Origin of the sequence: Kosakonia sp. CFBP8986, from assembly GCF_034044935.1 — a bacterium.
Taxonomy (GTDB): Bacteria; Pseudomonadota; Gammaproteobacteria; order Enterobacterales; family Enterobacteriaceae; genus Kosakonia; species Kosakonia cowanii.
This window is the reverse complement of sequence record NZ_JAXCXB010000002.1, coordinates 520,180-544,021: the sequence shown is the minus strand read 5'-3', so window position 1 is coordinate 544,021 and position 23,842 is coordinate 520,180. Positions and strand designations below refer to the sequence as shown.

The following is a 23,842-nucleotide window of genomic DNA, read 5'->3' as shown; positions in this document are numbered from 1 at the left end:
CTTACCCCCGGAACCGGTGCTGGTTTTCAAGGAACCACTGGTAGGTGCTTGCCAGCCCCGCTTCCAGTGAGATCTCGTGATACCAGCCCAGTTGATGCAAACGGGTCACGTCCAGCAGCTTACGCGGCGTGCCGTCCGGCTTGGTGGCATCAAACACCACGCGGCCTTTGTAGCCCACAACGCTTGCAACCGTCTGCGCCAGTTCGCGAATGGTGCAATCAACGCCGGTACCGACGTTGATGTGCGACAGCATCGGTTCGGTATTCTCCTGCCACACTTCGCGCGCCAGCTCCTGCACATGGATGCTGGCTGCTGCCATATCATCCACATGGAGGAATTCACGCATCGGCGTACCGCTGCCCCACACCACCACGTCTGCCGCATTCTCCTGGGTCGCTTCGTGGAAACGACGCAGCAGCGCAGGAATAACGTGCGAGTTGCTCGGGTGGAAGTTGTCGTGCGGACCATACAGGTTGGTCGGCATCACCGAGCGGTAATCGCGGTCATACTGGCGGTTGTACGATTCGCACAGTTTGATCCCGGCGATTTTGGCAATCGCGTACGGCTCGTTCGTCGGCTCCAGCGTCCCTTGCAGCAGCTCGCTTTCAGCAATCGGCTGCTTCGCCAGTTTCGGGTAGATGCAGGACGAACCGAGGAACAACAGCTTGTTCACGTCGTGCTTGTGCGCCGAGTGAATGATGTTGCTCTCAATCATCATATTTTCGTAGATGAAGTCCGCCGGGTAGGTATTGTTCGCCACAATACCGCCCACTTTCGCTGCCGCCAGGTAGACCTGGTCAATACGTTCGCTGGCGAAAAACGCGTCTACCGCCGCGGCATCCAACAGGTTCAGCTCTTCGCGGGAGCGCAGCACCAGTTCGATATCCGCACGCTGTTCGAGCTGCCGTACGATGGCTGACCCCACCATCCCGCGATGGCCAGCCACAAAAACACGTTGTTTGGTCATGCTCAGGACTCCAGCGCGATGGCAACCTCGTAACCGTGGGCCTTAAGCAGTGAGTGTTTTTTCGCTGCTTCCAGATCTTTTGCCACCATTTCGGAGACCATCTCCTGCAGGGTAGTTTCCGGTTTCCAGCCCAGTTTTTCGTGCGCTTTGGTCGGGTCGCCCAGCAGGGTTTCCACTTCAGCAGGACGGAAGTAACGCGGGTCAACGGCAACAATCACATCACCCGGTTTCACGCCCGGCGCATCGTGGCCAGTTACGGAAACAACGATACCCTTCTCTTCTACGCCAGTGCCTTCGAAGCGCAGTTTGATACCGAGCTGAGCGGCAGCCATTTCCACGAACTGACGTACGGAGTACTGCACGCCGGTGGCGATAACGAAGTCTTCCGGCTGTTCCTGCTGCAGCATCATCCACTGCATTTTCACGTAGTCTTTGGCATGGCCCCAGTCACGCAGGGAGTCCATGTTGCCGAGATAGAGGCAGGATTCCAGGCCCTGAGCGATGTTGGCGATCGCGCGGGTGATTTTACGGGTCACGAAGGTTTCGCCGCGACGCGGGGATTCGTGGTTGAACAGGATGCCGTTACAGGCGTACATGCCGTAGGATTCACGGTAGTTCACGGTGATCCAGTAAGCGTACAGTTTGGCAACGGCATACGGAGAGCGCGGGTAGAACGGCGTGGTCTCTTTCTGCGGGGTTTCCTGCACCAGGCCATACAGCTCAGAGGTGGATGCCTGATAGAAACGGGTTTTCTTCTCCAGACCCAGGAAGCGGATCGCTTCCAGCAGACGCAGCGTACCCATAGCGTCGACATCAGCGGTGTATTCCGGGGATTCGAAGGAGACCGCAACGTGGCTCATCGCGCCCAGGTTGTACACTTCATCCGGCTGCACTTCCTGCAGGATACGGGTCAGGTTGGACGTATCGGTCAGATCGCCGTAGTGCAGGTGGAATTTCGGGTTGCTTGTGTGCGGATCCTGATAAATGTGATCAACACGCTCAGTATTGAAAGAGGAAGCGCGGCGTTTGATGCCGTGAACTTCGTAACCCTTTTCCAGAAGCAGTTCTGCCAGATAAGAGCCATCTTGCCCGGTAACGCCGGTGATGAGAGCGACTTTAGACATAATTTATTTTCCTCAATGTTCCCTGTTAGGGAGTTACCTTTTCAACGCGTTCGCGCGTTACCACTGCGGGATTGCCCCGACAAATCGCATTTGCCGGTAGCGATTTAAAAACACTGCTGCGCGCACCGACGACCGTGCCGTCGCCGATAGAAACGCCGGGAGCAACAAACACATCCGTCGCCAGCCAGCACTTCTCGCCAATCACGATAGGCGTCGCGTTAATATCGAAATGCGCGCTCATATAGTCGTGACTGCCGGTGCACAAATAACACTTCTGTGACACCACAGAATTTGCGCCGATGGTGATGTCGCCGAGCGTATATAACACCGCGTCGTCCCCCACCCAGCTGTAATCACCCAGGGTTAATTTCCATGGGTAGGTAATTTTGACTGATGGTCGAATCACTACGCCTTTTCCCACCTTCGCGCCGAACAGGCGTAATAAGAAGGCGCGCCAGCGATAAAGCACCTGCGGAGACCAGGCAAATAATGTCGCCTGCACCGCCCACCACAGTTGAACCTTAATAGCGTTCCCGCCCCGAAAGCCTTTCGGCACGGAGAATCCGTTTAAATCTTGCATATTCTTTCCTTATGTCCGGGCGTTAAGCTTTGTTATATAAAGCCTTTGCTTTACCCGTCGTCCGTAAACGCAACATATAGGATAATTCTGCCCAGAAGCCCGGGACGTGTAATATCATGCGCTGAACTTTACGGGCGTCTTGACATAATTCGAGATTATTAGAAGTGGATACACCGCCCATCGAAAATTCAGATACCAGCCCTTTCAGACGCTTAAACGGAAAGCCCGCTTTAAACATTCTGGCCGCTAACGCGTAATCGGATGAGACTTTAAATTGCAGATCGTAGGGGTACGTTTTTAACCCGTGCACCGGGAAAAAGATGGCCTGGTGGCTGGCCGGCAGGCTGTGATAAATATACCAGCCGCTTTTCGCATTGCGACGCAGCTTGCTGCCGTCGCCGAAATCAAGCAGCGCATCGCCGATATACATCGCGGTCTCTTTCGCTTCGCTTAACTGGCGAACAACGTCGACGATCTCTTCATGGAAAATATCGCCAGAATTAAGAAATATCGCAAAACGTCCTGAGGCCATATCGATGCCTTTATTCATGGCATCGTAAATACCTTTATCGCGTTCGCTTATGAAACGTAAATTATATTGTCCATTGAGGCTTTTCAGAAAATCCTCAGTGCCGTCCTGTGAACCGCCGTCAACCACGATCCACTCGAACTCAATATCTTGCGCTTTCGCCAGGTGAGCCAGCGACTGCCAGGTCTTCATCACACCTTCATAATTGCGAAACGCGACAGTAATAACACTTAGCAGCATGTGACCCACCTTCTCATGAACTGACAATATTCAACGCTTTACGAAGAATAAATGGACAAACAATTAAAAATGCATATTCCGGACTAAAAATTGACCCCGTAAAAAACAACGAGATCGGGGTAAACAAGAAAAGTTGAACGCGAAAATTCTGATTGTTGCCAAAAGCATTCATCGTCATTTTAGCGACTTTAAACATGTACCATCCGGTCAGTATTACCGCTAACCATGAAAAATAAATGATCAGCAGATACAACCCATTGTCTATTGTTTTCCCGACGTCTGCACCGTTAAAGATTCCGAATGATGCGACATATTCATAAAGTGAGCCGAATCTTACTACGCCATCAATATTGGTCAGCGAATATCCAACCATCACAAGCGGACCGATAATTCGGTAATAAGAGGAGGAGCCTTCCGTTCCCAAATCGCCAATACGCGTTGCAATATAAGGAAAAGCAAATACGAGGCCCACAACAAACACCGCAAGTGAAATAATTGCCAGCGGTAATTTCTTCTGAATCGCCTCTTTATTGAGATACTGGAACGCCCATTCCAGCAGGTAAAACATGATAAATGTCATTACCCCGGAGAACGATCCTGAGAGAACTATCCCTGCCAGAATCATAGCATCGGTCTTCGGCGTTTTGATACCAAACTGTTTGATGCTGAGCCAAATTGAGATTAACGCCAGAGCGAAGAATGCCGGTTCGAAATAGAGCGCCGTGGTTCGCTTACCGCCGAACTTGATAAAATTCAGCACGTAACTGTTGCTGTAAATAAGATATTTCGAAATTATTTCCATCAAACTACTGCCGCCAGTAAGAATGATCTGAGCCATCTCCATTGCGGCCAGCGTGACAATTAACGCCACCACCATATAGAAAAATCTCAAAATCTTTCGGTAGTTATGCGGCGAGATCGTTTTGAAGCGAATACTCCACACCATGCCAATAATGATCACGATGTAAACAAACAGCATTGTCGACGTGACATATTTGCTGGCATCCAGTGACTTACCGAAAATAAAGTTGAAGAGCGTTAATCCTGCACCGAGCATCAGCGCTAACATCAATTTTTTCAGGTTGATGCGCTCAACGTAGAGCAGCAGCATCACCGGTAAAAACGTCACAATCGTGATCGGGAAGCTCTCACCGAGCTGGAATAATTTCACGTTGACCAGCAGGTAGATCAACGGCAGCAGCAGATAGCTACAGACTCTGATAGAACGAGACATACTCCTCCAGCATCTGATGACCGCTATAGGCCTGGCGGCTGCGCGCGCGAAACGCGTCGAGGCTCTCGCCAAACACCGCCTGGGCAATTTCTGCTTTATGGCACTGCACCAGCGGCAGCACCTCCTCTTCACTGAAGGTTTTCCCGCCTGACTTTTGCAGTACTTCGCGCGCCGCATCGCTGTGGGTGGCGATCACCGGCACGCCGATGGAGAGGGCTTCGCAGAGGATAAGCGGGTAGTTATCGACGCGCGAACTAAAGACCAGCGCATCCATCTCATTGAGCTCGCTCATCAATTTACGCTTATCAGTAAGAAAACCGTGGTTAACCACCTGCGGCCCCTCAAACGGGGAAAATTTGCCGAAGGTGTGTAACTCGACGCGATCTTCAAGGGCCATAATGTCGCGCACCAGCTTTTGGTTGGTTTTCCCGTCGTAGCGTAAATCGTGGGCGACGATAGCGATCTTCGGTTTTCCCTGCGTCACTTTTACCGGCGCGAGCTGGGCGAGGATCTCTTCTGTCGCGACATCAATACCGTTGTTGATAATCTGGCAACGGCCAGCGCCATACAGACTATTAAAGGCATCAGCCACGTGCTGGCTTGGGGAGATAAACTGGCAACCCAGTGACAGCATGGTGTTAAACAGCTGGCGCTTGCGGCCCACTAACTGATGCGCGCGATCGATTTTGACCGGCGGATAGTTACTCAGCGTCGGGCACTTCTGGCAGTTGCTCTTCCACCCTTCGCAGCCATCGGTAAAGGCGCAGCGGCCGGTGACGCTCCAGTGGTCGTGCAGCGTCCAGACGAAGGTGACGTCCGGTTTGTGGGCTTTTACGCGCTGGCAAAACGCTACCAGATCCTCAAGGTTGAGCCAGTAGCTGTGCATCACATGGAAATGGAGCACCAGCGGCCCTTCGCTGCGGGTTACGTTGCGATAAAGATTATTGAGATTGCCGAAAACATCGCGGTTAAAGAGGCGGAACAGCGCCAGGTTGGCAATCGAGGTCAGACGCGGCGTCTGTTTATAGACGTTCTGATAGTTGTCATGGCTGACACTCTTTTTGCCGCCTTTACCGTAGCCATAAATAAAGCGCGACTGATAACCCTGCTGCAGCGCTCGCTGGTGGAGATCCAGCGCAACACCGGCAGCACCGCCCTCTGCGAGGCGTACGTTAAACTGCAAAATATTCATTTAATCACCTTCACGCGCGCTTTTTCACCCACCACCAGCGCGTTGTCCGGCACACTGTCGAGCACCACGCTGCCTGCGCCAATGGTGACATTGTTGCCAATGGTGATATCGCCAATCATCACCACATTCGCACCCAGCTCAACGCCGTTGCCAATCACCGGGCAGGCCAGGCTGTCGGCGCCGCGGTTGCCGATGGTCACACCATGGCGAATGGTAAAATCATCACCCGCTACGACATTTTTATTAATCACCACCGCATAACCGTGGTGAATAGTGAAACGCCGACCAATAGTCGCCGCCGCCTGGATCTCATAGCCAAACAGACATTCGGTGATAAAGCGGTAGAGCAGAATGACCGGCGCGGCCCAGATATTGTTAATCACATGCTTTTTGCGCCACACCGAGCAGAAGTGTGCGATACGGTAGGCTGCAACCATGCAACACGGGCGCAAGTTCCAGTGGTTTGCGCGAAAATCTTCCAGTCGCATTATTTACCCCGCAGCCCATCAGCCAGACGTTTGCCGTTGCGCACGGAAAAGAGCGTCAGCAGCGTGCGCCAGTTCATCCGCTTATTGCGGATCTGGTAGAGGGTGAAGAGTTGGTACTTCTTGCTGGCACGGTCGAACTTATCTTTGTGCTTGCGATAGAAGTGGAAGTAGCCGGAGAACTTCTTCGGTGAAGAGGTGATCTGCATTTCACCGTGGTTGATATGGAGGATCTGCGTCGCCTCTTCAATTTTGAACGGCTCGCCATACTCGGTCACCATGCGCAGGAAGATGTCGTAATCCTGGGCGGCTTTCAGTTGGGTATCAAACAGCGACTCTTTAAACCGCCACGCCCAGGTGAAAACCTGGTTGCCGACGATATTGCGTTTGTAGAAGAGTTTGCGGGAGAACGGCGATTTCGGGTAGAGCGGTAGGCTCGCCGGCTGCGCGTAGACTTCGCCCTGACACACATAATCATTGGCGTAGAGAAACGCGCGGGTGTTAAGCAGATGTTTATGGGCAAGGAAGACCGATAAGCGGTTTGGCGTCCACTCATCATCATCATCGATACCGGTAATGTATTGACCACGCGCCTGCAGAATGGCCTGGTTGCGCACGGCGCAGGCTCCGGAGTTGAAGTCGTTGCGCGTATAGCTGACGCGCGGGTCGCCCAGTTCGTCAACAAACTGCTGCAGCTGATCGAACGACGCGGAGCAGTCATCAACGATGATCATTTCCCAGTGCGGGTAATCCTGGCGCAGCACCGATTTAATGGCGCGGATGGCCAGCTGCTGACGGTTCCAGGTAGGCATATAAATTGAAATTAATGGGTTTGCTGTTGTGCTCATGATGCGATCCCTAATGCGTTCAACATGCCGCTTTTCGCCCTCGCTTACGCCCTCCCCCCGTTAAGGGGAAGGGCGAAGCACGCTGAGGGTAGAGGTATAAGTCTTGTTATTTCGAGTCGGACTTGTATTCGTACTCGTAGTAGCCGTAATCCTGATAGCCGGTTGCGCGGCGGAAGATGGAGTTCAGGATGACGCCTTTCACCTGGATGCCGTTCTGCTCGAAGCGGCTCAGGCTGGTCTGGATCTCTTTCAGGGTGTTGACCGCGTAACGCGCCACCATCAGCGTGGTGCCCGCGTGGCGACCTACTACAGCCGCATCGGTCACCGCGAGGATTGGCGGGGTATCGATCAGCACCAGATCGTAGTTTTTGCTCGCCCACTCAATCAGCTGGGTAAAGCGTTCGCTCATCAGCAGCTCAGATGGGTTAGGCGGCACCTGACCGCGCGGAACCAGGTCGAAGTTGCTGATAGAGGTCGGCTTCGCGCAGCTCTCGATGGTGCCCTTCCCTGCCAGCACATCTGACAGACCGTTGATATTGTCGGTACCCAGCAGTTCGTGGGTGTAGCCTTTACGCATATCACAGTCGATCAGCAGCACGCGCTTGTTGGTCTGGCTGATAACCGCCGCAAGGTTGGCACAGACAAAGGTTTTACCGATGGAGGGGCTGACCCCGGTCATCATCAACACATTGTTGTTGGCCTGCATCATGGCGAAGTGGAGACTGGTACGCAGGCTGCGAACCGCTTCAATCGCCAGGTCGGTCGGGTTACCCACCGCCAGCAACTGGCTCTGCTTGAAGCGGCGTGCCCCTTTGGCGACTTGCGCGTTATCACGCTCCTTCTGCCACTCGGAGAGCGGGATGCTGGCATAGACGCTGATACCGTGCTCTTCCAGCACCTGCGGGCTTTCGATACCGCGGTTGAAGAGGGAACGCAGCAACACGCCAACGACGGAGATAATCAGACCGAAAATAATGCTGCCGAGAATAATCAGCGCTTTTTTCGGCTTCAGCACGCCAGGCTGAGTGATTGCCGGGTCAACGATGCGCACATCGCCCACGGTGCTCGCCTGAGTGATACGCAGCTCCTGCTGTTTATTCAGCAACTGCATATAGACCTGCTGACCAGATTCAACGTCGCGGGTCAGGCGCACAATTTCCTGCTGCGTCTGCGGCATGGCCGTAATGCGTTTATTGAGCTTGGCCTTCTCATCTTCCAGCGCCTGGCGTTTCTCCAGCAGCGTGCGGTACGCCGGGTGCGCTTTGGTGTAGAGCTTGGAGATCTCCGCTTCTTTGAAGGTCAGTTCGTTCAACTGCGCATCAATGTTGACCACCGAGTCGAGCACCGATTTGGCTTCGAGCGGCAGGTCGACGGAGTCTTTCGTCTGGCGATAGGCGTTGAGCTTATCTTCCGCGACGTCGAGGTTATGACGCACTTCCGGCAGCTGCTTATCGAGGAAGATCAGGCTTTTTGCCGCTTCTTCCGATTTGCGCTCAATATTCTGCTCAAGATAGTTGCGGGTGATGCTGTTGAGAATGGCACGGATCTGGTCGCGATCTTCGCCGGTGTAGCTGAGGCTCAGCACGCCGGTGTCTTTACCGTTCTCCACAACCGTCAGGTTGTTTTGCAGATTGTTGATCATGCCAAGGGTCGAGAACTTGGTGACGGTAAACTCGCTGTCGTCAGAGGCCTGAATCGCGCTCACCATCATGGTGACGCCCTCTTTGCTCAACGGTTTGCCCACTTCACCGCGCGCTTCAAACCCGCCGTCGCTGCTCAGCAGATAAGTTTTCGGGCTCAGCACTTTAAGAGTAAAGGTTTGATCCGCCCACCCTTTCGGCAGTTCGAATGAGGTGACCTTAACAGTCTCATTCTGCCGCCCCATCAGGCGATCCCAACCGGCGCCGAACAGTGGGAAGGTGTTTTTCACCACCGAGATGTCGAGGTCGAGATCGTCAACGGTTTTGCCCAGCACCAGGCGGGACTGGATCAGCTGGATTTCCGCTTCCGACGCCGGCGGTTTGTTACTCAACGCGCTGTTAATATCCTGCACCAGCGAACTGCCGGTATTCTGCTCGATCTGCACCAGCGCATCGGCGCTGTAAATGGGCGTGGCGAACATGCAGTAAACGAGCGCGGCGAGGGCAAATAGCGCGGTAATGCCCAGCACCCACCAGCGAGCCTCAATGATTGTGCCGAGTAGACGGCCAATATCGATTTCGTCATTGCCCACTGCCGACGTAGCAGAATGCGAATGGTGTGTTTTCTCTGTCATTATTATCCCTGCTGAGCTTGCAATGCCTGCGCCCAAAGGCGGGCAGACTGGTCAAGTAAGGTGTAAACGGCTTCAAAAGCTTCGCGACTTTTGCGATACGGATCGGGGATCTCCCGTTCGTTATCCCAGTGGCCAAACAACATGACCTTTCCACGCATCTCGGGGGTAAGTTCGCACAAGCGGGAGATGTGTCGCTTCTCCATGACCAGAATCAGATCGAATTCACGACACAATTTCCCGGAGATCTGGCGTGCGACATGCCCATCCAGCGAGAGTTGGTTATCTGCCGCCACGGCCGTGGCGTTGGCATCTGCGCTATGCCCGACCAGTGCGCCCAACCCGGCGGACTCAACCGTGAGCCCGGGGTGGTATTTTTTCAGTAGCCGTTCCGCTGTCGGGGAACGACAAATGTTCCCCACACAAACCACCAGAATTTTGTTGAACATGCCTGTTACCACGTATGAATATCTTTGGCCGTATCCGTCATGTAGCGAACGCCACTGATGGTTGGCAGCAACTGGTTGATAAGACGGTTCCAACGCGATACCGGTGCGGTGGTGACATAAACAACGTCATAAGGCTGGAGGCGGAAGTTGGTGGCCATCACCAGCGACGTGGCATCCGACATATCAAGCTGGTAGATGTTGGCAATCTTGTTGCCGCGACCGCCCTCGCCGTTCTTGATCGGACGGATGACGAAGATACCGCTGGCGTTGGAGGAGGTCAGGTCGAGACCTTCTGCCTGGCCAAGCGCTTCGGTCAGCGTCATGCCACTGAAGTCCATTTTGAGGGTGCTCTGTTTTTTCACTTCGCCCATCACGAACACTTTCAGATCGTCATTGCGCGGAACAAACAGAATGTCGCCCGGGTAGAGCAGGCGGTTCTGGCTGAGGTCGCCGTTTTGCATCAGCGCCTGCAGAGAGATGCGCTCCTCTTTGCCTTTGTGGGTCAGCACGACGTTGCGCCAGTCGGCAAGATCGGTCAGACCGCCTGCGGCGTTGATCGCGTCAAGCACGGTCAGCGGCACGTTGGTGATCGCCTGCTGGCCTGATTTATTCACCTGGCCAGAGACATAGGCTTTTTGCGAGCGGAACGCGGCGATATTAACGTCCACCTGCGGGTCGGCAATATAGGTCGCTAAGCGGCTGGTAATATCACTACGTATTTCGGCCAGGGTTTTACCCACCACGCGGACTTTGCCGATATAGGGGTAGAACATGGTGCCATCCGGCTGCACCCAGTTGCCGGTATCGCTGGAGCTGCGATACTGACCGGCAGGGGTGGTTAATTCCGGGTGATCCCACACAGTGACGCTCAGGACGTCGCCTGGACCAACGCGGTATTCATAAGAGGAGATCTCTTGATCCAGCGACATGTTAGGTTGAGCAACGTTTACGCGTGGGCGTAACTGCTCAATCAGACGCGGGGTCAATGGATAAACGTTCACCATACTGTCTAAATCAAAGTCAGCATCCTGCTGTTTAATCACGTCCTTTCCCGATGTCGACATATTGCTACCCGGGAATACGGTGCAGCCACTCATTAAGCTTATGGACACCAATAATGGCATCAATTTCATTTTAGATTTCATCATTGATTAATTATCACTATGGCAGAGTAATTATCCTGTGCGATTTAAATAAGCGCTCAAGCAGTACACAGAATCAGAATGCAGTTAATTCACCAGGAATATAACTAGCATCAGTCCTAAAAAGCATTTATCCAACCCCATGACATTACAGAATAATCCGGCTGCAGTCATGCCTACAGGCATGCTACCGCCCCTGGCTTCCAGTTACCAATGCACTGATCATCGATATGTCGTTGATAGTCATCCTTTACATCCTCGTCAGGGCGCCAGCTGCGGCGCGCACTAAATACGGCGGGTATCCTTTTCCACATCGAATAACAACGCGGAAATTAACATCGCAGGTATATTTGAAAGATGCCGATGGAATTGTTGCAGCTAAGCCTAAGGCAGGCAAGGCGGCATCTCCTGACAGAAGCTTTTTTAAGAATAATATTAACGTCGGGTTTTCAGGTTTTTAGGAATTAACTTATATTGACAACTTAGGGATGCAGCCCGCCCCATACGATAGTTCCTAAATTCGCACCTTAAACAGCAACAAATAAACATAATCACCGTGCGGGAATGTAATTAAATAACTCTTAAATATCTTATTAAATAAGATTAATCGCAGGCGGCATTGCATTCGTGCTGAAAGTTACCCATGATCTCCTCATCACAATGCTCAACTTATATAAGGTTTTACGCTAACAATGGAGTGGATTGCTGATCCATCAATCTGGGCCGGGCTGATCACACTGGTGGTCATTGAGTTAGTGCTCGGTATCGATAACCTGGTCTTTATCGCCATCCTGGCGGAAAAACTCCCCCCTGCAGAGCGCGACCGCGCCCGCGTGACGGGTTTAATCCTTGCTATGCTGATGCGCCTGGTGCTGCTGGCCTCCATTTCGTGGCTGGTGACGCTCACGCAACCGCTGTTCACCTTGCGCGGTTTAAGCTTTAGCGCCCGCGATCTCATCATGCTGTTCGGCGGCCTGTTCCTGCTGTTTAAAGCCACGGTAGAGCTGAACGAGCGGCTTGAAGGGAAAGACAGTGACAACCCCAGCCAGCGGCGCGGGGCAAAATTCTGGGCGGTGGTCGCGCAAATCGTAGTGCTCGACGCGGTCTTCTCTCTCGACTCGGTGATCACCGCCGTCGGCATGGTCGATCATCTTGCGGTGATGATGGCCGCGGTCATTATCGCCATCTCGCTGATGCTGCTGGCGAGCAAAGCCCTCACCCGCTTCGTCAATAATCACCCGACAATTGTCATCCTCTGTCTCAGCTTCCTGCTGATGATCGGCTTTAGCCTGGTGGCGGAAGGCTTTGGCTTCCATATCCCGAAAGGCTATCTCTATGCAGCGATTGGCTTCTCGGTGATGATTGAGTCCCTCAATCAGCTGGCCATCTTTAACCGCCGCCGTTTCCTGTTTGCCAACCATACACTGCGCCAGCGCACCACCGAAGCGGTGATGCGCCTGCTCAGCGGGCGGAAAGAGGATGCGGAGCTGGATGCGCAAACCGCCTCAATGCTGCGCGACAGCGACGATGCGCAGATTTTTAATCCGCAGGAGCGGCGGATGATTGAGCGCGTGCTGAACCTCAATCAGCGCACGGTGAGCAGCATCATGACCTCGCGTCACGATATCGAACATATCGATCTCAACGCGCCGGAAGCAGAGGTGCGTGCCCTGCTGGATAAAAACCAGCACACCCGCATTGTGGTGACCGGCGGCGAGCAGGAGGAGTCGCTGCTCGGCGTGGTGCATATTCTCGATCTGTTGCAGCAGTCCCTGCATGGCGAACCGCTGGATCTGCGCGTGCTGGTGCGCCAGCCGCTGGTCTTCCCTGAGGGGTTACCGCTGTTGCAGGCGCTGGAACAGTTCCGTAATGCCCGTACCCACTTCGCTTTCGTGGTCGATGAGTTCGGCTCGGTCGAAGGGGTGGTGACATTAAGTGATGTGATGGAGACCATCGCCGGTAATCTGCCCAACGAGGTGGAGGAGATTGACGCCCGCCATGATATCCAGAAAAACAGCGACGGCAGTTGGACCGCCAACGGTCATATGCCGCTGGAAGATCTGGTGCAGTATGTGCCGTTGCCGCTGGATGATAAACGCGATTACCACACCATCGCCGGGCTGTTGATGGAGCATCTGCAGCGTATTCCCGCTCCTGGCGAAGAGGTGACGATTGGCGATTTCCGCCTGAAAACCCTGGAGGTTGAGAGCCACCGGGTGCAGAAAGTGCAGCTTATCCCCATAGCAAGCGACGTTTCTTCCGACTACGAAGTGTAAACCAGCCGGGGTTCGCCCCGGCTCACTCCTCCCCTCTTTTCTTCCTCGCTTTAACATGGATCGCGCAGGCCTTCGCTGGCGATGCGCTGCACGAAATCTCTTGTTTACGCACGAATACGCGCGATATGATGCCTGAAAACGTACAAAGGAGCATCTATGCAAACAGAACAGGCACAAGCACGCATTATTACGGCAATCCCGCTGTCGCAGGATTGGGGAAAGCTGACGAAATACACCTTCGATTTTCGCCGCCGCGACGGGGAGTGGCAGCGTCAAAGCCGGGAGGTATACGACCGCGGCAATGGCGCAACAATCCTGTTATACAACCGCAGTAAACGCAGCGTGATCCTTACCCGGCAGTTTCGCTTACCGCTGTTCGTGAACGATCATGCCGGTTTTTTACTGGAGGCCGCCGCCGGGCTGCTGGATGAGCTGGATGCGGAGACGCGCATAAAGCAGGAAGCTGAAGAGGAGACCGGATACCGTCTTGAGCGGGTCGAAAAGGTATTCGAAGCCTGGATGAGCCCCGGCTCGGTTAGTGAAAAGCTGCACTTTTTTATCGCCGAGTATGACGAGAGCCGCCGTACCGGCAACGGCGGCGGTCTGATCGAGGAAGGAGAAGATATTGAAGTAGTGGAGATGACCTTTACCGATGCGCTGGCCGCTATCCGCAGCGGAGAGATTGCCGATGGCAAAACGATTATGCTGCTCCAGCACCTGGCCTTAGAAGGCATGCTTTAATCCCCTCATAACGCCCGTAGTCCTGATAAGGCGCAGCCGCCATCAGGCATGTCGCCCTGCACTATCGCCGTAGGCCTGATAAGGCGCAGCCGCCATCAGGCATGTCGCCCTGCACTATCGCCGTAGGCCTGATAAGGCGCAGCCGCCATCAGGCATGTCGCCCTGCACCATCACCGTAGGCCTGATAAGGCGCAGCCGCCATCAGGCATGTCGCCCTGCACTATCGCCGTAGGCCTGATAAGGCGCAGCCGCCATCAGGCATTTCGCCCTGCATCATCGCCGTAGGCCTGATAAGGCGCAGCCGCCATCAGGCATTTCGCCCGATGGCGCTACACTCACATCTTATCGAGCAGCTTCTTCACATCTTTGCTGCTCTGCTTATCCTTGTTGCGATCGGCCCAGTCGCTCAGGCGGCGTTTCGCCTCATCCTGCAGATGCTTACGCAGCAGCTGATCTACCTGCAGGGTGTAGTTGAGCGCCTGCCACGGTCCATAAACACGCAGCGGAATCGGCGTGGTTTTCAGGAAGTCGATAAGCTCGCTCTCCCCTTGCCAGCCGCCCAGCACCTGAATATTAAAGCGGGTATCCGCCTGCTCTTTCACCAGATCCATTTTGCCTTCACCGGTGAGGGCAATAAGCGGCGAGCTGCCCTGCATATTACTCAGCGTCATCTGCCCCGCTTTCAGCGCCAGATCGCTGCTGAAGCTGTCGAGCCGCGTCGCCGTGTCATATTTTTCCTGCGTCTGCACATCAGTGCTGCGCGCCACCGCCTGCTGCACCAGCTGCTGGAAGTTGAGCCCTTCCATGCGGCTATTTTTCAGCTCAACGTGCGCCTCGCCCTGCCACAGACGGCGAAACTCTTCTGCATCAATACTTGGGCCGGAGAAATCACCCGCCATCGACAGGCTACCGGTAAGCGCGATGGGATAATTAAAGGCTTTCAGAATGTCGCCAATCTCAACATTGTCGAGGCGCGGCTGGAACACCGCCCGCGATGCATCGCGGCGCACATCCAGCTGCCCCGGAAGAGAGATCTGCCCGGCGCCCATTTTGCCCTGCAGGGTCGGAATGGAGAGCAGGCCAGCGTCATTGTTGAACTGGCCGCTGACATCGGCAAACTGCATCCCGCGCCAGCGCACGGCTTTTGCGGTTATCCCCACCTGGGCGGTGAAATCACGCAGGCCATTAAAATGCGGCACATCGGCGCTGTTAGCGATTACCGGACGCGGCGGACGGCTTTGCGCCTGGCCCTGTTGATCCGGTGCGCTGCTATCCGCTGCGCTATTTTGCGGCGGCAGCAGATTATCGAGATTGAGATTATCGAACTGCAAATCCAGTGCCCATACCGGCAGGGTGCCAAAAGTCACGCTACCGTGTCCGGTCAGGACGCTGTCATTGGCGCGCAGCTTCAGCGCGCTTAGCGCCAGGCGTTGCTGGTCGCCCTGCCACTGCGCCTGCAACTCGCCCTCACCTTCGATACCTTGTGATGGCACATCGCCGCCGCGCAGCTGCCACTTGACGCTATCCACCACCGCAGAGAGGTTATGTGGATAGTCGCGCGCGTCGAGATTCGCGCGCAGCGCCAGGGTTAAATCACGTTGATTACGGTTGATGCGCCCGGAGAACTCCAGCGCCGCCTGGTGCTGATCGTCCTGCTCCATCTGCAGCCGGATATCGCGCACCGTCATCTGCTCATCGTTCTCATGCTGTAACACCAGCACGCTGTCCGCTACCTGCAGACTGCCGATATCCCAGGACCAGCCGCGATCCTCTTCCGCCTGCGGCAGCGTGTTTTCACGCGGTGCGACAGGTGCGTCTTTATCCACCCTGGCCTGGGTTTCAGGCGTCAGTTGGATCACCGCGCCTTTTAACATCACCTGCTTAACATGCAACTGGTGGGAGAGCAGAGGTATGAGATTGACGTCGAGACGCATATTGTCTGCTTTAACCACGGGCGTCTGCGCGCCCGGCGCGGTTAACGTCATGCGCCCTGAGAGAATGCTGAGCTGCGGCCAGACGTGCCAGCGCAAGGGGCCATCAAGCTGTAAGTGATAGCCGCTGCGCGCTTCAACCTGACGCACCATATAAGCACGGAAATCGTTGGGGTTGACCAGCAACACCAACGCTGACAGGCCGGCAATCAGCACGACCAACAGGATCATCAGCGTGGTTAACACTCTTCTCATGGCGTCCTCTGCAGAGATAACTTGCTCAGTCTTTATCGATACGGCTGGCAACCGCGCCCTGCTGATCGCGATACTTCGCATCTTCGCGGCGGTTGTAAGGGCGCTCGGCCGGGCCGGAGAGCGGCTCGAAGCTCAGCGCGCCGATCAGCATGCCGGGGCGCAGGGCCAGCGGCAGTTTGCCTGAATTATAGAACTCCAGCACGATGCAGCCAGACCAGCCGGGATCGATACGGTGTGCGGTGACGTGCACCATCAGGCCTAATCGCGCCAGCGACGAGCGACCATCGAGCCAGCCAACCAGATCCGCAGGCAGGGTAACGGACTCATAGGTCACTGCCAGCGCCAGCTCGCCCGGATGGAGGAAAAAGGCTTCGCCATCGGCGAGGACAATCTCATCGCTCATCACGCGATCGAGGGCGGCGGTCACTTCCTGTTTCGGCCCGCTCAGATCGATAAATGCTGCGGTATGACCACTGAATGTGCGGAATTTGTTGCCCAGACGGACATCCACCGTCGCGCCATTAATTCGTTCTACCGGCGGACGCGGGTTAATTGCGAGTCGGCCCTCATTCATCCAGGCTTCGATATCGCGGTCACAAAGACGCATGGCACATTCTCCTTTGGTGCGACACGCCCCTGAAAAAGCCTCAGGGGACGGGTAGTTAACACTGAGTTTGACAGCCTAACATGTATTATTCAAAAAATTGGCTGATTTTGGCTTTCAGAATGTCGATGGCGATACGGTTCTTGCCGCCGCGCGGCACGATGATGTCGGCATACTGCTTGGAGGGTTCGATAAATTGCAGGAACATCGGACGCACAGTTTTCTGGTACTGCGCCATCACCGAATCCATCGAACGCCCGCGCTCATTCACGTCACGCTTGATGCGGCGCATCAGGCAGATATCCAGCGGCGTATCGACAAAAATAGAGAAGTTCATCTCATCGCGCAGGCGAGAGTCGGTCAGCAGCAGGATCCCTTCCAGAATGATGACTTTTTTGGCTTCGATACGAATGGTCTCGGCGGTGCGGGTATGCTCAACATAGCTGTAGACCGGTAATTCAATGGATTCGCCGCGTTTAAGCGACTGAAGATGCTGGAATAACAGACTGTGATCCATCGCGCTTGGATGGTCATAGTTGGTTTTAACACGCTCTTCCATCGACAGATGGCTTTGATCTTTGTAGTAGCTGTCTTCGGGAATAACGCCAATGTGTTCATCACCCACCTGCTCGCGTAACTCGCGGTAAAGCGTACTGGCAATAAGACTTTTACCTGAAGCAGATGCGCCGGCGATGCCGATGATGACGCACTGATGTGACTGATCAGTCATAAATTTAGGGACCTGATTAACCTGGATGTAAAGGAAGGAAGACGCCTTGGCGTCAAACGCGGCAATTATAGGGATTTCACCGCCGCGATACCAGTCGAAAGCGCGGCTCCGGGCGATAAGCAAAAATGGCGGCATTTTTCGCCAATCTGCGCGCTTTTTTTCTCAGCAAGGTGGGTAAAAATGACGCACCGGGCGCGTTTTATGCATTCACTAAGTAATTAATAACCCTATGATGTCAATTTATGAGCGCACGCCATAGGAATTGTAAATTGTTTGTACTAGCATAATCCGAAATTCTCATTTCATTCGTCGGCCGCCGTGTCGGACGGCACAGGGTTGCGGATAAAGCGGTAATGAAAAAACAATACCAACACGTTTTGGTTACCACACCACATCCCGTGCTGCGGCTAATAAGTCTTGGACTGCTCTCTTTTTTCTTCACGCTCTTCTCTCTTGAGCTGATTCGATTTGGCACCATTATTGCGCCGCTCTGGTTCCCCACCGCCATCATGACCGTTGCGTTTTACCGCCATGCCGGCAAGATGTGGCCGGGCATCGCCCTTGCCTGCGCGCTGGGTAATGTCGCTGCCACCATTGCGCTCTTTTCGCCGTCGTTTCTCGATTTGCGTTATGCGCTGGTCAATATTGTTGAAGCCGTTGCAGGCGCGATCCTGCTGCGCAAACTGCTGCCTTCCTATAATCCGCTTAAAAATCTTACCGACTGGATACGCCTTGCCATTGGCAGCGTGCTGATACCGCCGCTGATTGGCGGCGTGCTGATTTGCTTGCTGGTGCCGACGGATAATCTGCTGCGCACCTTTATTATCTGGGTGTTGTCGGAAGCGATCGGCGCGCTGGCGCTGGTGCCACTCGGCCTGCTCTTCAAACCCCACTATCTGCTACGCCATCGTAACCCCAAACTCCTGCTGGAAAGCCTGGTTACCCTGACCCTGACGCTGCTGTTGAGCTGGCTGGCGCTGCACTATCTGCCGTGGCCCTTTACCGCCGTGATTGTGCTGCTGATGTGGAGCGCGGTACGCCTGCCGCGCATGGAAGCCTTCTTAATTTATCTCGCGACGGTGATGGTGGCCTCGCTGGTGCTGGCTATCGATCCTAATGTCGTGAGTATGCCGAAGAGCGGCGTGATGATGAATGCGCCGTGGCTGCCCTTTTTGATGATTCTTTTGCCGGTGCATGTCATGACCATGGTGATGTACGCCTTTCGCACCGAGCGCAAGCACATCATCGAGAGCGAAGCGCGTTTTCGTAACGCCATGGAGTATTCAGCCATCGGTATGGCGCTGGTCGGTACCGACGGCCAGTGGTTACAGGCTAACAAAGCCCTGTGCCAGTTTCTTGGCTACAGCCAGGAGGAGCTGCGTCTGATGACCTTCCAGCAGCTCACCTGGCCGGAAGATCTGGCGCGGGATATGGCGCAGTTGCAGCAGCTGACGCGCGGCGAAATTGCCAGCTATTCGATGGAAAAACGCTACTACACGCGCAACGGCGATCTGGTGTGGGGCCTGCTGGCGGTCTCGGTGGTGCGTCACGCCAACGGCACTCCGCTCTACTTTATTGCCCAGGTTGAAGATATTAACGATCTCAAGCAGACCGAATGGGTCAACAAACGGCTGATGGAGCGCATTACCCTCGCTAACGAAGCGGGCGGCATCGGCATCTGGGAGTGGGAGCTGGAGCCGGACATCATCAGTTGGGATAAACGGATGTTCGAGATGTATGAAGTGCCTGCGCATCTCAAACCGACCTGGCAGCTGTGGTACGAAAGGATTGTGCCGGAAGACCGCCCGGAAACCGAGCGGGTGATCCGTGACGCGCTGGCATCGCGCATCGCGTTCAAGCTTGAGTTCCGCATTGCCGTGACAGACGGTATCCGCCATATTCGCTCGCTGGCCAACCGCGTCCTTAATAAACAGGGCGAGGTCGAACGGCTGCTCGGCGTCAGTATGGATATGACGGAGGTAAAACAGCTTAACGAAGCGCTTTACCAGGAGAAGGAGCGGCTGCATATCACTCTCGACTCCATCGGCGAAGCGGTGCTCTGTACCGATGTCGAAATGAAAGTCACCTTTATGAACCCGGTCGCCGAGAAGATGAGCGGCTGGTCGCAAGAGAGCGCTATGGGTCAGCCTCTGCTGAAGGTGCTGCACATCACTTTTGGCGATAGCGGCCCGGTACTGGAAAATATTCACAGCGGGGATATGTCACGCACGGATATAGAACAGGACGTGGTGCTGCACTGCCGCGCGGGCGGTAGCTTCGACATTCACTACACCATTACCCCGCTCAGCACCCTCGACGGGCAAAATATCGGCTCGGTGCTGGTTATCCAGGATGTGACCGAGTCGCGCAAAATGCTGCGCCAGCTGAGCTACAGCGCCTCGCACGATGCCCTTACCCATCTGGCGAACCGCGTCAGTTTCGAGGCGAACCTTAAACGCCTCCTGTCGACGGTACAGGAGTACCATCAACGCCATGCGCTGGTGTTTATCGATCTCGACCGCTTTAAAGCGGTTAACGATAGCGCCGGGCATGCCGCTGGCGATACGCTGCTGCGCGAGATCTCAACGCTGATGCTCAGCCTGCTGCGCTCAACGGATATTCTTGCCCGTCTGGGCGGCGATGAGTTTGGCCTGCTGCTGCCGGAGTGTAATGTCGAAAGCGCGCGTTATATCGCCGGTCGTATGATTGAAGCGATCAATGATTATCGCTTTAGCTGGGAGGGTCGCGAGCACCGTATCGGTGCCAGCGCCGGGATAACGATTATCGATGAGTATAACCATCAGGCTTCCGAGGTGATGTCGCAGGCCGATATCGCCTGTTATGCCTCGAAGCACAGCGGTCGTGGTCGGGTGACGGTCTATGAACCGAAACAGGGGCTGATGCAGCATGAGCGCTCGATGATGTCGCTGGAGGAGCAGTGGCGCATCATCAAAGAGAACCATCTGTTAATGATTGCGCGCGGCGTCGCTTCGCCGCGGGTGCCGGAAGCGTGCAACTTCTGGCTGCTCTCCCTGCGCTTGTGGACCAGCGAAGGGGAAGTGATGGAGGAGCATGCGTTTCGCGCCGGGCTCCATGAGCCGGAGCTGATTCGCGCCCTCGACCAACGCGTCTTCCATGAGTTTTTCAGTAAGCATGCGGCCGCCATCACCGCCAAAGGGTTGGGCGTCGCCCTGCCCCTCTCCGTGCACGGTCTGGCAAGCAGTAGCCTGGTGGATGAACTGTTATCTCTGCTTGAGAGCGGCCCGATGCCGGGGCGTCTGCTGCATCTGGTGATCCCGGCAGATGCGCTGGTGCGCGAAGGCCATGCCCGGATTGAAAACCTCAGACGTCTGCGTCATGCGGGGTGTCGCATTATCCTCAGCCGTGTCGGGCACGATCTCGATGTTTTCGAGCACATCACACCGCATATGGCTGATTATCTGCTGCTGGAGCCGGAGCTGGTCTCTAACGTGCACGGCAATTTGATGGATGAGATGATGGTGACCATTATTCAGGGGCATGCGCAGCGCCTTGGGCTGAAGAGCATTGCCGGGCCGACGCATCAGCCAATGATAATGGATACGCTCTCCGGGATTGGCATTGATCTGATTTATGGCGATACCATCTCCCAGGCGCACCCGCTCGATTTGATGCTCAATACCAGTTATTTCGCCATCAACTAACTGCCGGATGGCGGCTACGCCTTATCCGGCCTACAAAACCCGCCCCGCAACCGTATGCACACTTCCCGTAGGCCCGATAAGCCCAGCGCCATCGGGCATTGCGTTATGGCTCGGGCGACCACGCCTGCGTAAACCAGATATGCAACAGGGCGTAAGAGCGAAACGGCTGCCAGCGCTCGGCATAACGCCGCGTCTGCGCGGGCGTCATCCCGGCGAAACGCTGCTTAATCGCATAATCATCCGCTAAGAAGATATCTTTCGCCTGCCAGCCGCGCAGCGCAAAGTAGTTCGCCGTCCAGCGCCCAATCCCCGGATAGTTCATCAGCGCTTTCACCCCCTGCTCCACATCATCTGGCCTCTGGAGTGGAAAGGTGCCGTCGCAGGCAGCCTCGGCAACCGTAATCAGTGCCTGGGCGCGCTTTAGCGGCATCCCGAGACTTTTCAGCACCTGTGCATCGGCGGCGGCAATCTGCTGTGCAGTGGGAAAGGTGATAAAGCCCGGTGCCTCCTCCATCACTTCGCCATAACGATGCGCGACTTTCGCCGTCAGCTTTGCCGCCATCGCCACGCTCACCAGTTGCCCAAGCACCGCACGCACCGCCTGTTCGAAGGGATCGATCGAGCCGGGCAGCCGCAGGCCAGGGCGCGCGGCGGCGAGATCGCCAAGCCGCGTATTGATACGCTCCGGCTCGCAGGAGAGATCAAATAACCTCTCCAGCCGCTGCAAACAGTGTTCAGCAACCGGTTCAAGCCCCTCACTTAAAGTGACCTTCAGCGTCGCGCTTGTCTCATCCGGCTCGGCGGTAATAATCCCGCGATGGCCGCCAAAGGCACAGGAGCGCACATAGCGCGACTCGCTCACCACTTCCACGCCCGCGACGGCGCGCGCGCCTAAGAAACTCAACATCCACGCCCAGTCATAGGGCGGCTGCCAGTGCAGTGTGTACATACCATCTCCCCGCTGATAATGCTAAAAGCATAACAACTCAGGGAATTTTCGCCTTGCTTTCATATTCCGGTTGTCGCCCTGCACGCATTCCGCTAAAGTCGCCCCCCTTCTTCACAGGCATGGGGATTGCACGGTGTTTATTGGTTTTGACTACGGTACGGCAAACTGCTCGGTAGCGGTGATGCGCGATAACGCGCCACAGCTGCTGACCATGGAAAATAACAGCACCTTGCTGCCGTCGATGCTCTGCGCGCCGACGCGCGAAGCGGTGAGCGAGTGGCTCTATCGTCACCATCAGGTCCCGGCAACGGGGAGTGAAACCCAGGCGCTGCTGCGCCGGGCGGTGAGCTTCAACCGCGAAGAGGACATTGAGGTCAACGCTACCAGCGTCCAGTTCGGTCTCGCCTCACTGCGCCAATATGTGAGCGATCCGGAGGAGGTCTACTTCGTCAAATCCCCGAAGTCGTTTCTTGGTGCCAGCGGCCTGAAACCGCAGCAGATCGCGCTGTTTGAGGATCTGGTCTGCGCCATGATGCTGCATATCCGCAAGCAGGCAGAGAGCCAGCTGCCGGAGGCGATTCGCCAGGCGGTGATTGGCCGGCCGATCAACTTCCAGGGGCTCGGCGGCGATGAGGCTAACGCCCAGGCACAGGGCATCCTTGAGCGCGCCGCAACGCGTGCAGGCTTCGAAGAGGTGGTGTTCCAGTTCGAACCGGTTGCCGCTGGCCTCGATTTTGAAGCGACATTAGATGAAGAGAAGCGCGTGCTGGTGGTCGACATCGGCGGCGGTACCACCGACTGCTCGCTGATCCTGATGGGTCCGCAGTGGCGCGAGAAAGCGGATCGCAGCGCCAGCCTGCTCGGCCACAGCGGCTGCCGCGTTGGCGGGAACGATCTTGATATCGCGCTGGCGTTCAAAAACCTGATGCCGCTGCTCGGCATGGGCGGACAGACGGAAAAAGGCATTGCGCTGCCGATCCTGCCGTGGTGGAACGCGGTGGCGATCAACGATGTTCCGGCACAGACGGAGTTCTACAGCACGGCAAACGGCCGCCTGTTAAACGACTTGCTGCGCGATGCGCGCGACGCAGAAAAGGTCGCTCTGCTGGTGAAAGTGTGGAAGCAGCGCCTCGGCTACCGGCTGGTACGCAGCGCGGAAGAGAGCAAAATCGCCCTCTCCGACACGCAGCAGGTGACCGCTTCACTGCCCTTTATCAGCGACAGCCTCGCCACTGCCATCGATCAGCAGGGGCTGGAAAACGCCCTTAACCAGCCGTTACAGCGTATTATTGAGCAGGTGCAGCTGGCACTGGCAACCAGTAATGAGACGCCGGACGTGATCTACTTAACCGGCGGCAGCGCCCGTTCGCCGATTATCAAAAAAGCGCTGGCGGAGACGCTGCCCGGCATCACCATTGCTGGCGGTGATGACTTCGGCTCGGTGACCGCCGGGCTGGCCCGCTGGGCGCAGGTCGTCTTCCGTTGATTATCTGCCGGGTGGCTTCACCCGGCACGCTTTCTGCTACAAAATCTCCCTAACGCAAATTATCTGTCGTGACTACGTTTCCAGACAGTGTTTCATTTTTCCTCCATTATTCTGCGCTTCAGGGT

The 23,842-nt window shown here is 55.5% G+C and carries 19 protein-coding genes; 4 read left to right on the top strand and 15 right to left on the bottom strand.

Going from position 1 to position 23,842, the window contains the following annotated elements; translation table 11 throughout:
* Position 1 precedes the first annotated feature (1 nt).
* The 11 genes from fcl to SOM48_RS06115 form a co-directional block, all read right to left on the bottom strand.
* Complete coding sequence (fcl, locus tag SOM48_RS06165) at positions 2 to 967, bottom strand: GDP-L-fucose synthase (RefSeq protein ID WP_023479152.1); 966 nt, start codon at positions 965 to 967, stop codon at positions 2 to 4.
* A gap of 2 nt (positions 968 to 969) precedes the next feature.
* Positions 970 to 2,091: a GDP-mannose 4,6-dehydratase gene (gmd, locus tag SOM48_RS06160; protein WP_023479093.1), complete on the bottom strand. Its 1,122-nt coding sequence runs from the start codon at positions 2,089 to 2,091 to the stop codon at positions 970 to 972.
* 25 nt (positions 2,092 to 2,116) lie between these two features.
* Positions 2,117 to 2,671, bottom strand: a complete 555-nt coding sequence (gene wcaF / locus SOM48_RS06155) for a colanic acid biosynthesis acetyltransferase WcaF (RefSeq protein ID WP_042712841.1) — start codon at positions 2,669 to 2,671, stop codon at positions 2,117 to 2,119.
* A gap of 22 nt (positions 2,672 to 2,693) precedes the next feature.
* The gene (wcaE, locus tag SOM48_RS06150) at positions 2,694 to 3,440 is read right to left on the bottom strand and encodes a colanic acid biosynthesis glycosyltransferase WcaE (RefSeq protein ID WP_023479138.1); all 747 of its coding nucleotides are present in this window, start codon (positions 3,438 to 3,440) and stop codon (positions 2,694 to 2,696) included.
* A 13-nt stretch (positions 3,441 to 3,453) separates the two neighbouring features.
* Positions 3,454 to 4,674: a colanic acid polymerase WcaD gene (gene wcaD, locus SOM48_RS06145; protein ID WP_076770131.1), complete on the bottom strand. Its 1,221-nt coding sequence runs from the start codon at positions 4,672 to 4,674 to the stop codon at positions 3,454 to 3,456.
* Positions 4,649 to 5,866: a colanic acid biosynthesis glycosyltransferase WcaC gene (gene wcaC, locus SOM48_RS06140; protein WP_054803227.1), complete on the bottom strand. Its 1,218-nt coding sequence runs from the start codon at positions 5,864 to 5,866 to the stop codon at positions 4,649 to 4,651. The genes wcaD and wcaC overlap by 26 nt, the downstream gene beginning before the upstream one ends.
* Entirely contained in the window at positions 5,863 to 6,354 is a 492-nt protein-coding gene (gene wcaB, locus SOM48_RS06135) for a colanic acid biosynthesis acetyltransferase WcaB (protein WP_023479173.1), read from the bottom strand. The genes wcaC and wcaB overlap by 4 nt, the downstream gene beginning before the upstream one ends.
* The gene (gene wcaA / locus SOM48_RS06130; RefSeq protein ID WP_054803228.1) at positions 6,354 to 7,199 is read right to left on the bottom strand and encodes a colanic acid biosynthesis glycosyltransferase WcaA; all 846 of its coding nucleotides are present in this window, start codon (positions 7,197 to 7,199) and stop codon (positions 6,354 to 6,356) included. The genes wcaB and wcaA overlap by 1 nt, the downstream gene beginning before the upstream one ends.
* A 106-nt stretch (positions 7,200 to 7,305) precedes the next feature.
* Positions 7,306 to 9,474: a tyrosine-protein kinase Wzc gene (wzc, locus tag SOM48_RS06125; RefSeq protein WP_076770132.1), complete on the bottom strand. Its 2,169-nt coding sequence runs from the start codon at positions 9,472 to 9,474 to the stop codon at positions 7,306 to 7,308.
* Between the two features lie 2 nt (positions 9,475 to 9,476).
* Complete coding sequence (gene wzb / locus SOM48_RS06120) at positions 9,477 to 9,920, bottom strand: low molecular weight protein-tyrosine-phosphatase Wzb (protein ID WP_023479231.1); 444 nt, start codon at positions 9,918 to 9,920, stop codon at positions 9,477 to 9,479.
* A gap of 5 nt (positions 9,921 to 9,925) precedes the next feature.
* The gene (locus tag SOM48_RS06115; RefSeq protein WP_023479113.1) at positions 9,926 to 11,068 is read right to left on the bottom strand and encodes a polysaccharide export protein; all 1,143 of its coding nucleotides are present in this window, start codon (positions 11,066 to 11,068) and stop codon (positions 9,926 to 9,928) included.
* Between the two features lie 686 nt (positions 11,069 to 11,754).
* Here SOM48_RS06115 and SOM48_RS06110 point away from each other — a divergent pair.
* Complete coding sequence (locus tag SOM48_RS06110) at positions 11,755 to 13,338, top strand: TerC family protein (protein WP_320511614.1); 1,584 nt, start codon at positions 11,755 to 11,757, stop codon at positions 13,336 to 13,338.
* Positions 13,339 to 13,494: 156 nt separating this feature from the next.
* Positions 13,495 to 14,079, top strand: a complete 585-nt coding sequence (locus SOM48_RS06105; RefSeq protein ID WP_320511613.1) for an NUDIX domain-containing protein — start codon at positions 13,495 to 13,497, stop codon at positions 14,077 to 14,079.
* 335 nt (positions 14,080 to 14,414) lie between these two features.
* On the opposite strand, the gene asmA is transcribed toward SOM48_RS06105, so the two are convergent.
* The 3 genes from asmA to udk all read right to left on the bottom strand — a co-directional run bounded on the left by asmA (position 14,415) and on the right by udk (position 17,599).
* Positions 14,415 to 16,265, bottom strand: coding sequence for an outer membrane assembly protein AsmA (gene asmA / locus SOM48_RS06100; protein WP_320511612.1), 1,851 nt, complete (start codon positions 16,263 to 16,265; stop codon positions 14,415 to 14,417).
* A gap of 25 nt (positions 16,266 to 16,290) precedes the next feature.
* Complete coding sequence (dcd, locus tag SOM48_RS06095) at positions 16,291 to 16,872, bottom strand: dCTP deaminase (RefSeq protein ID WP_023479188.1); 582 nt, start codon at positions 16,870 to 16,872, stop codon at positions 16,291 to 16,293.
* An 85-nt stretch (positions 16,873 to 16,957) separates the two neighbouring features.
* Positions 16,958 to 17,599: a uridine kinase gene (gene udk / locus SOM48_RS06090; RefSeq protein ID WP_023479149.1), complete on the bottom strand. Its 642-nt coding sequence runs from the start codon at positions 17,597 to 17,599 to the stop codon at positions 16,958 to 16,960.
* A 353-nt stretch (positions 17,600 to 17,952) separates the two neighbouring features.
* Here udk and SOM48_RS06085 point away from each other — a divergent pair, with 353 nt between their 5' ends.
* Entirely contained in the window at positions 17,953 to 21,282 is a 3,330-nt protein-coding gene (locus SOM48_RS06085; RefSeq protein ID WP_320511611.1) for a diguanylate cyclase, read from the top strand.
* A gap of 103 nt (positions 21,283 to 21,385) precedes the next feature.
* Here the strand turns inward: SOM48_RS06085 and alkA are convergent, their stop codons facing one another.
* Positions 21,386 to 22,231, bottom strand: a complete 846-nt coding sequence (alkA, locus tag SOM48_RS06080; protein ID WP_320511610.1) for a DNA-3-methyladenine glycosylase 2 — start codon at positions 22,229 to 22,231, stop codon at positions 21,386 to 21,388.
* 133 nt (positions 22,232 to 22,364) lie between these two features.
* Between alkA and yegD the strand changes: the two genes are divergently transcribed.
* A complete protein-coding gene (gene yegD / locus SOM48_RS06075) occupies positions 22,365 to 23,717 on the top strand; it encodes a molecular chaperone (protein WP_320511609.1) in 1,353 nt (450 codons plus the stop codon).
* Positions 23,718 to 23,842: the final 125 nt, after the last annotated feature.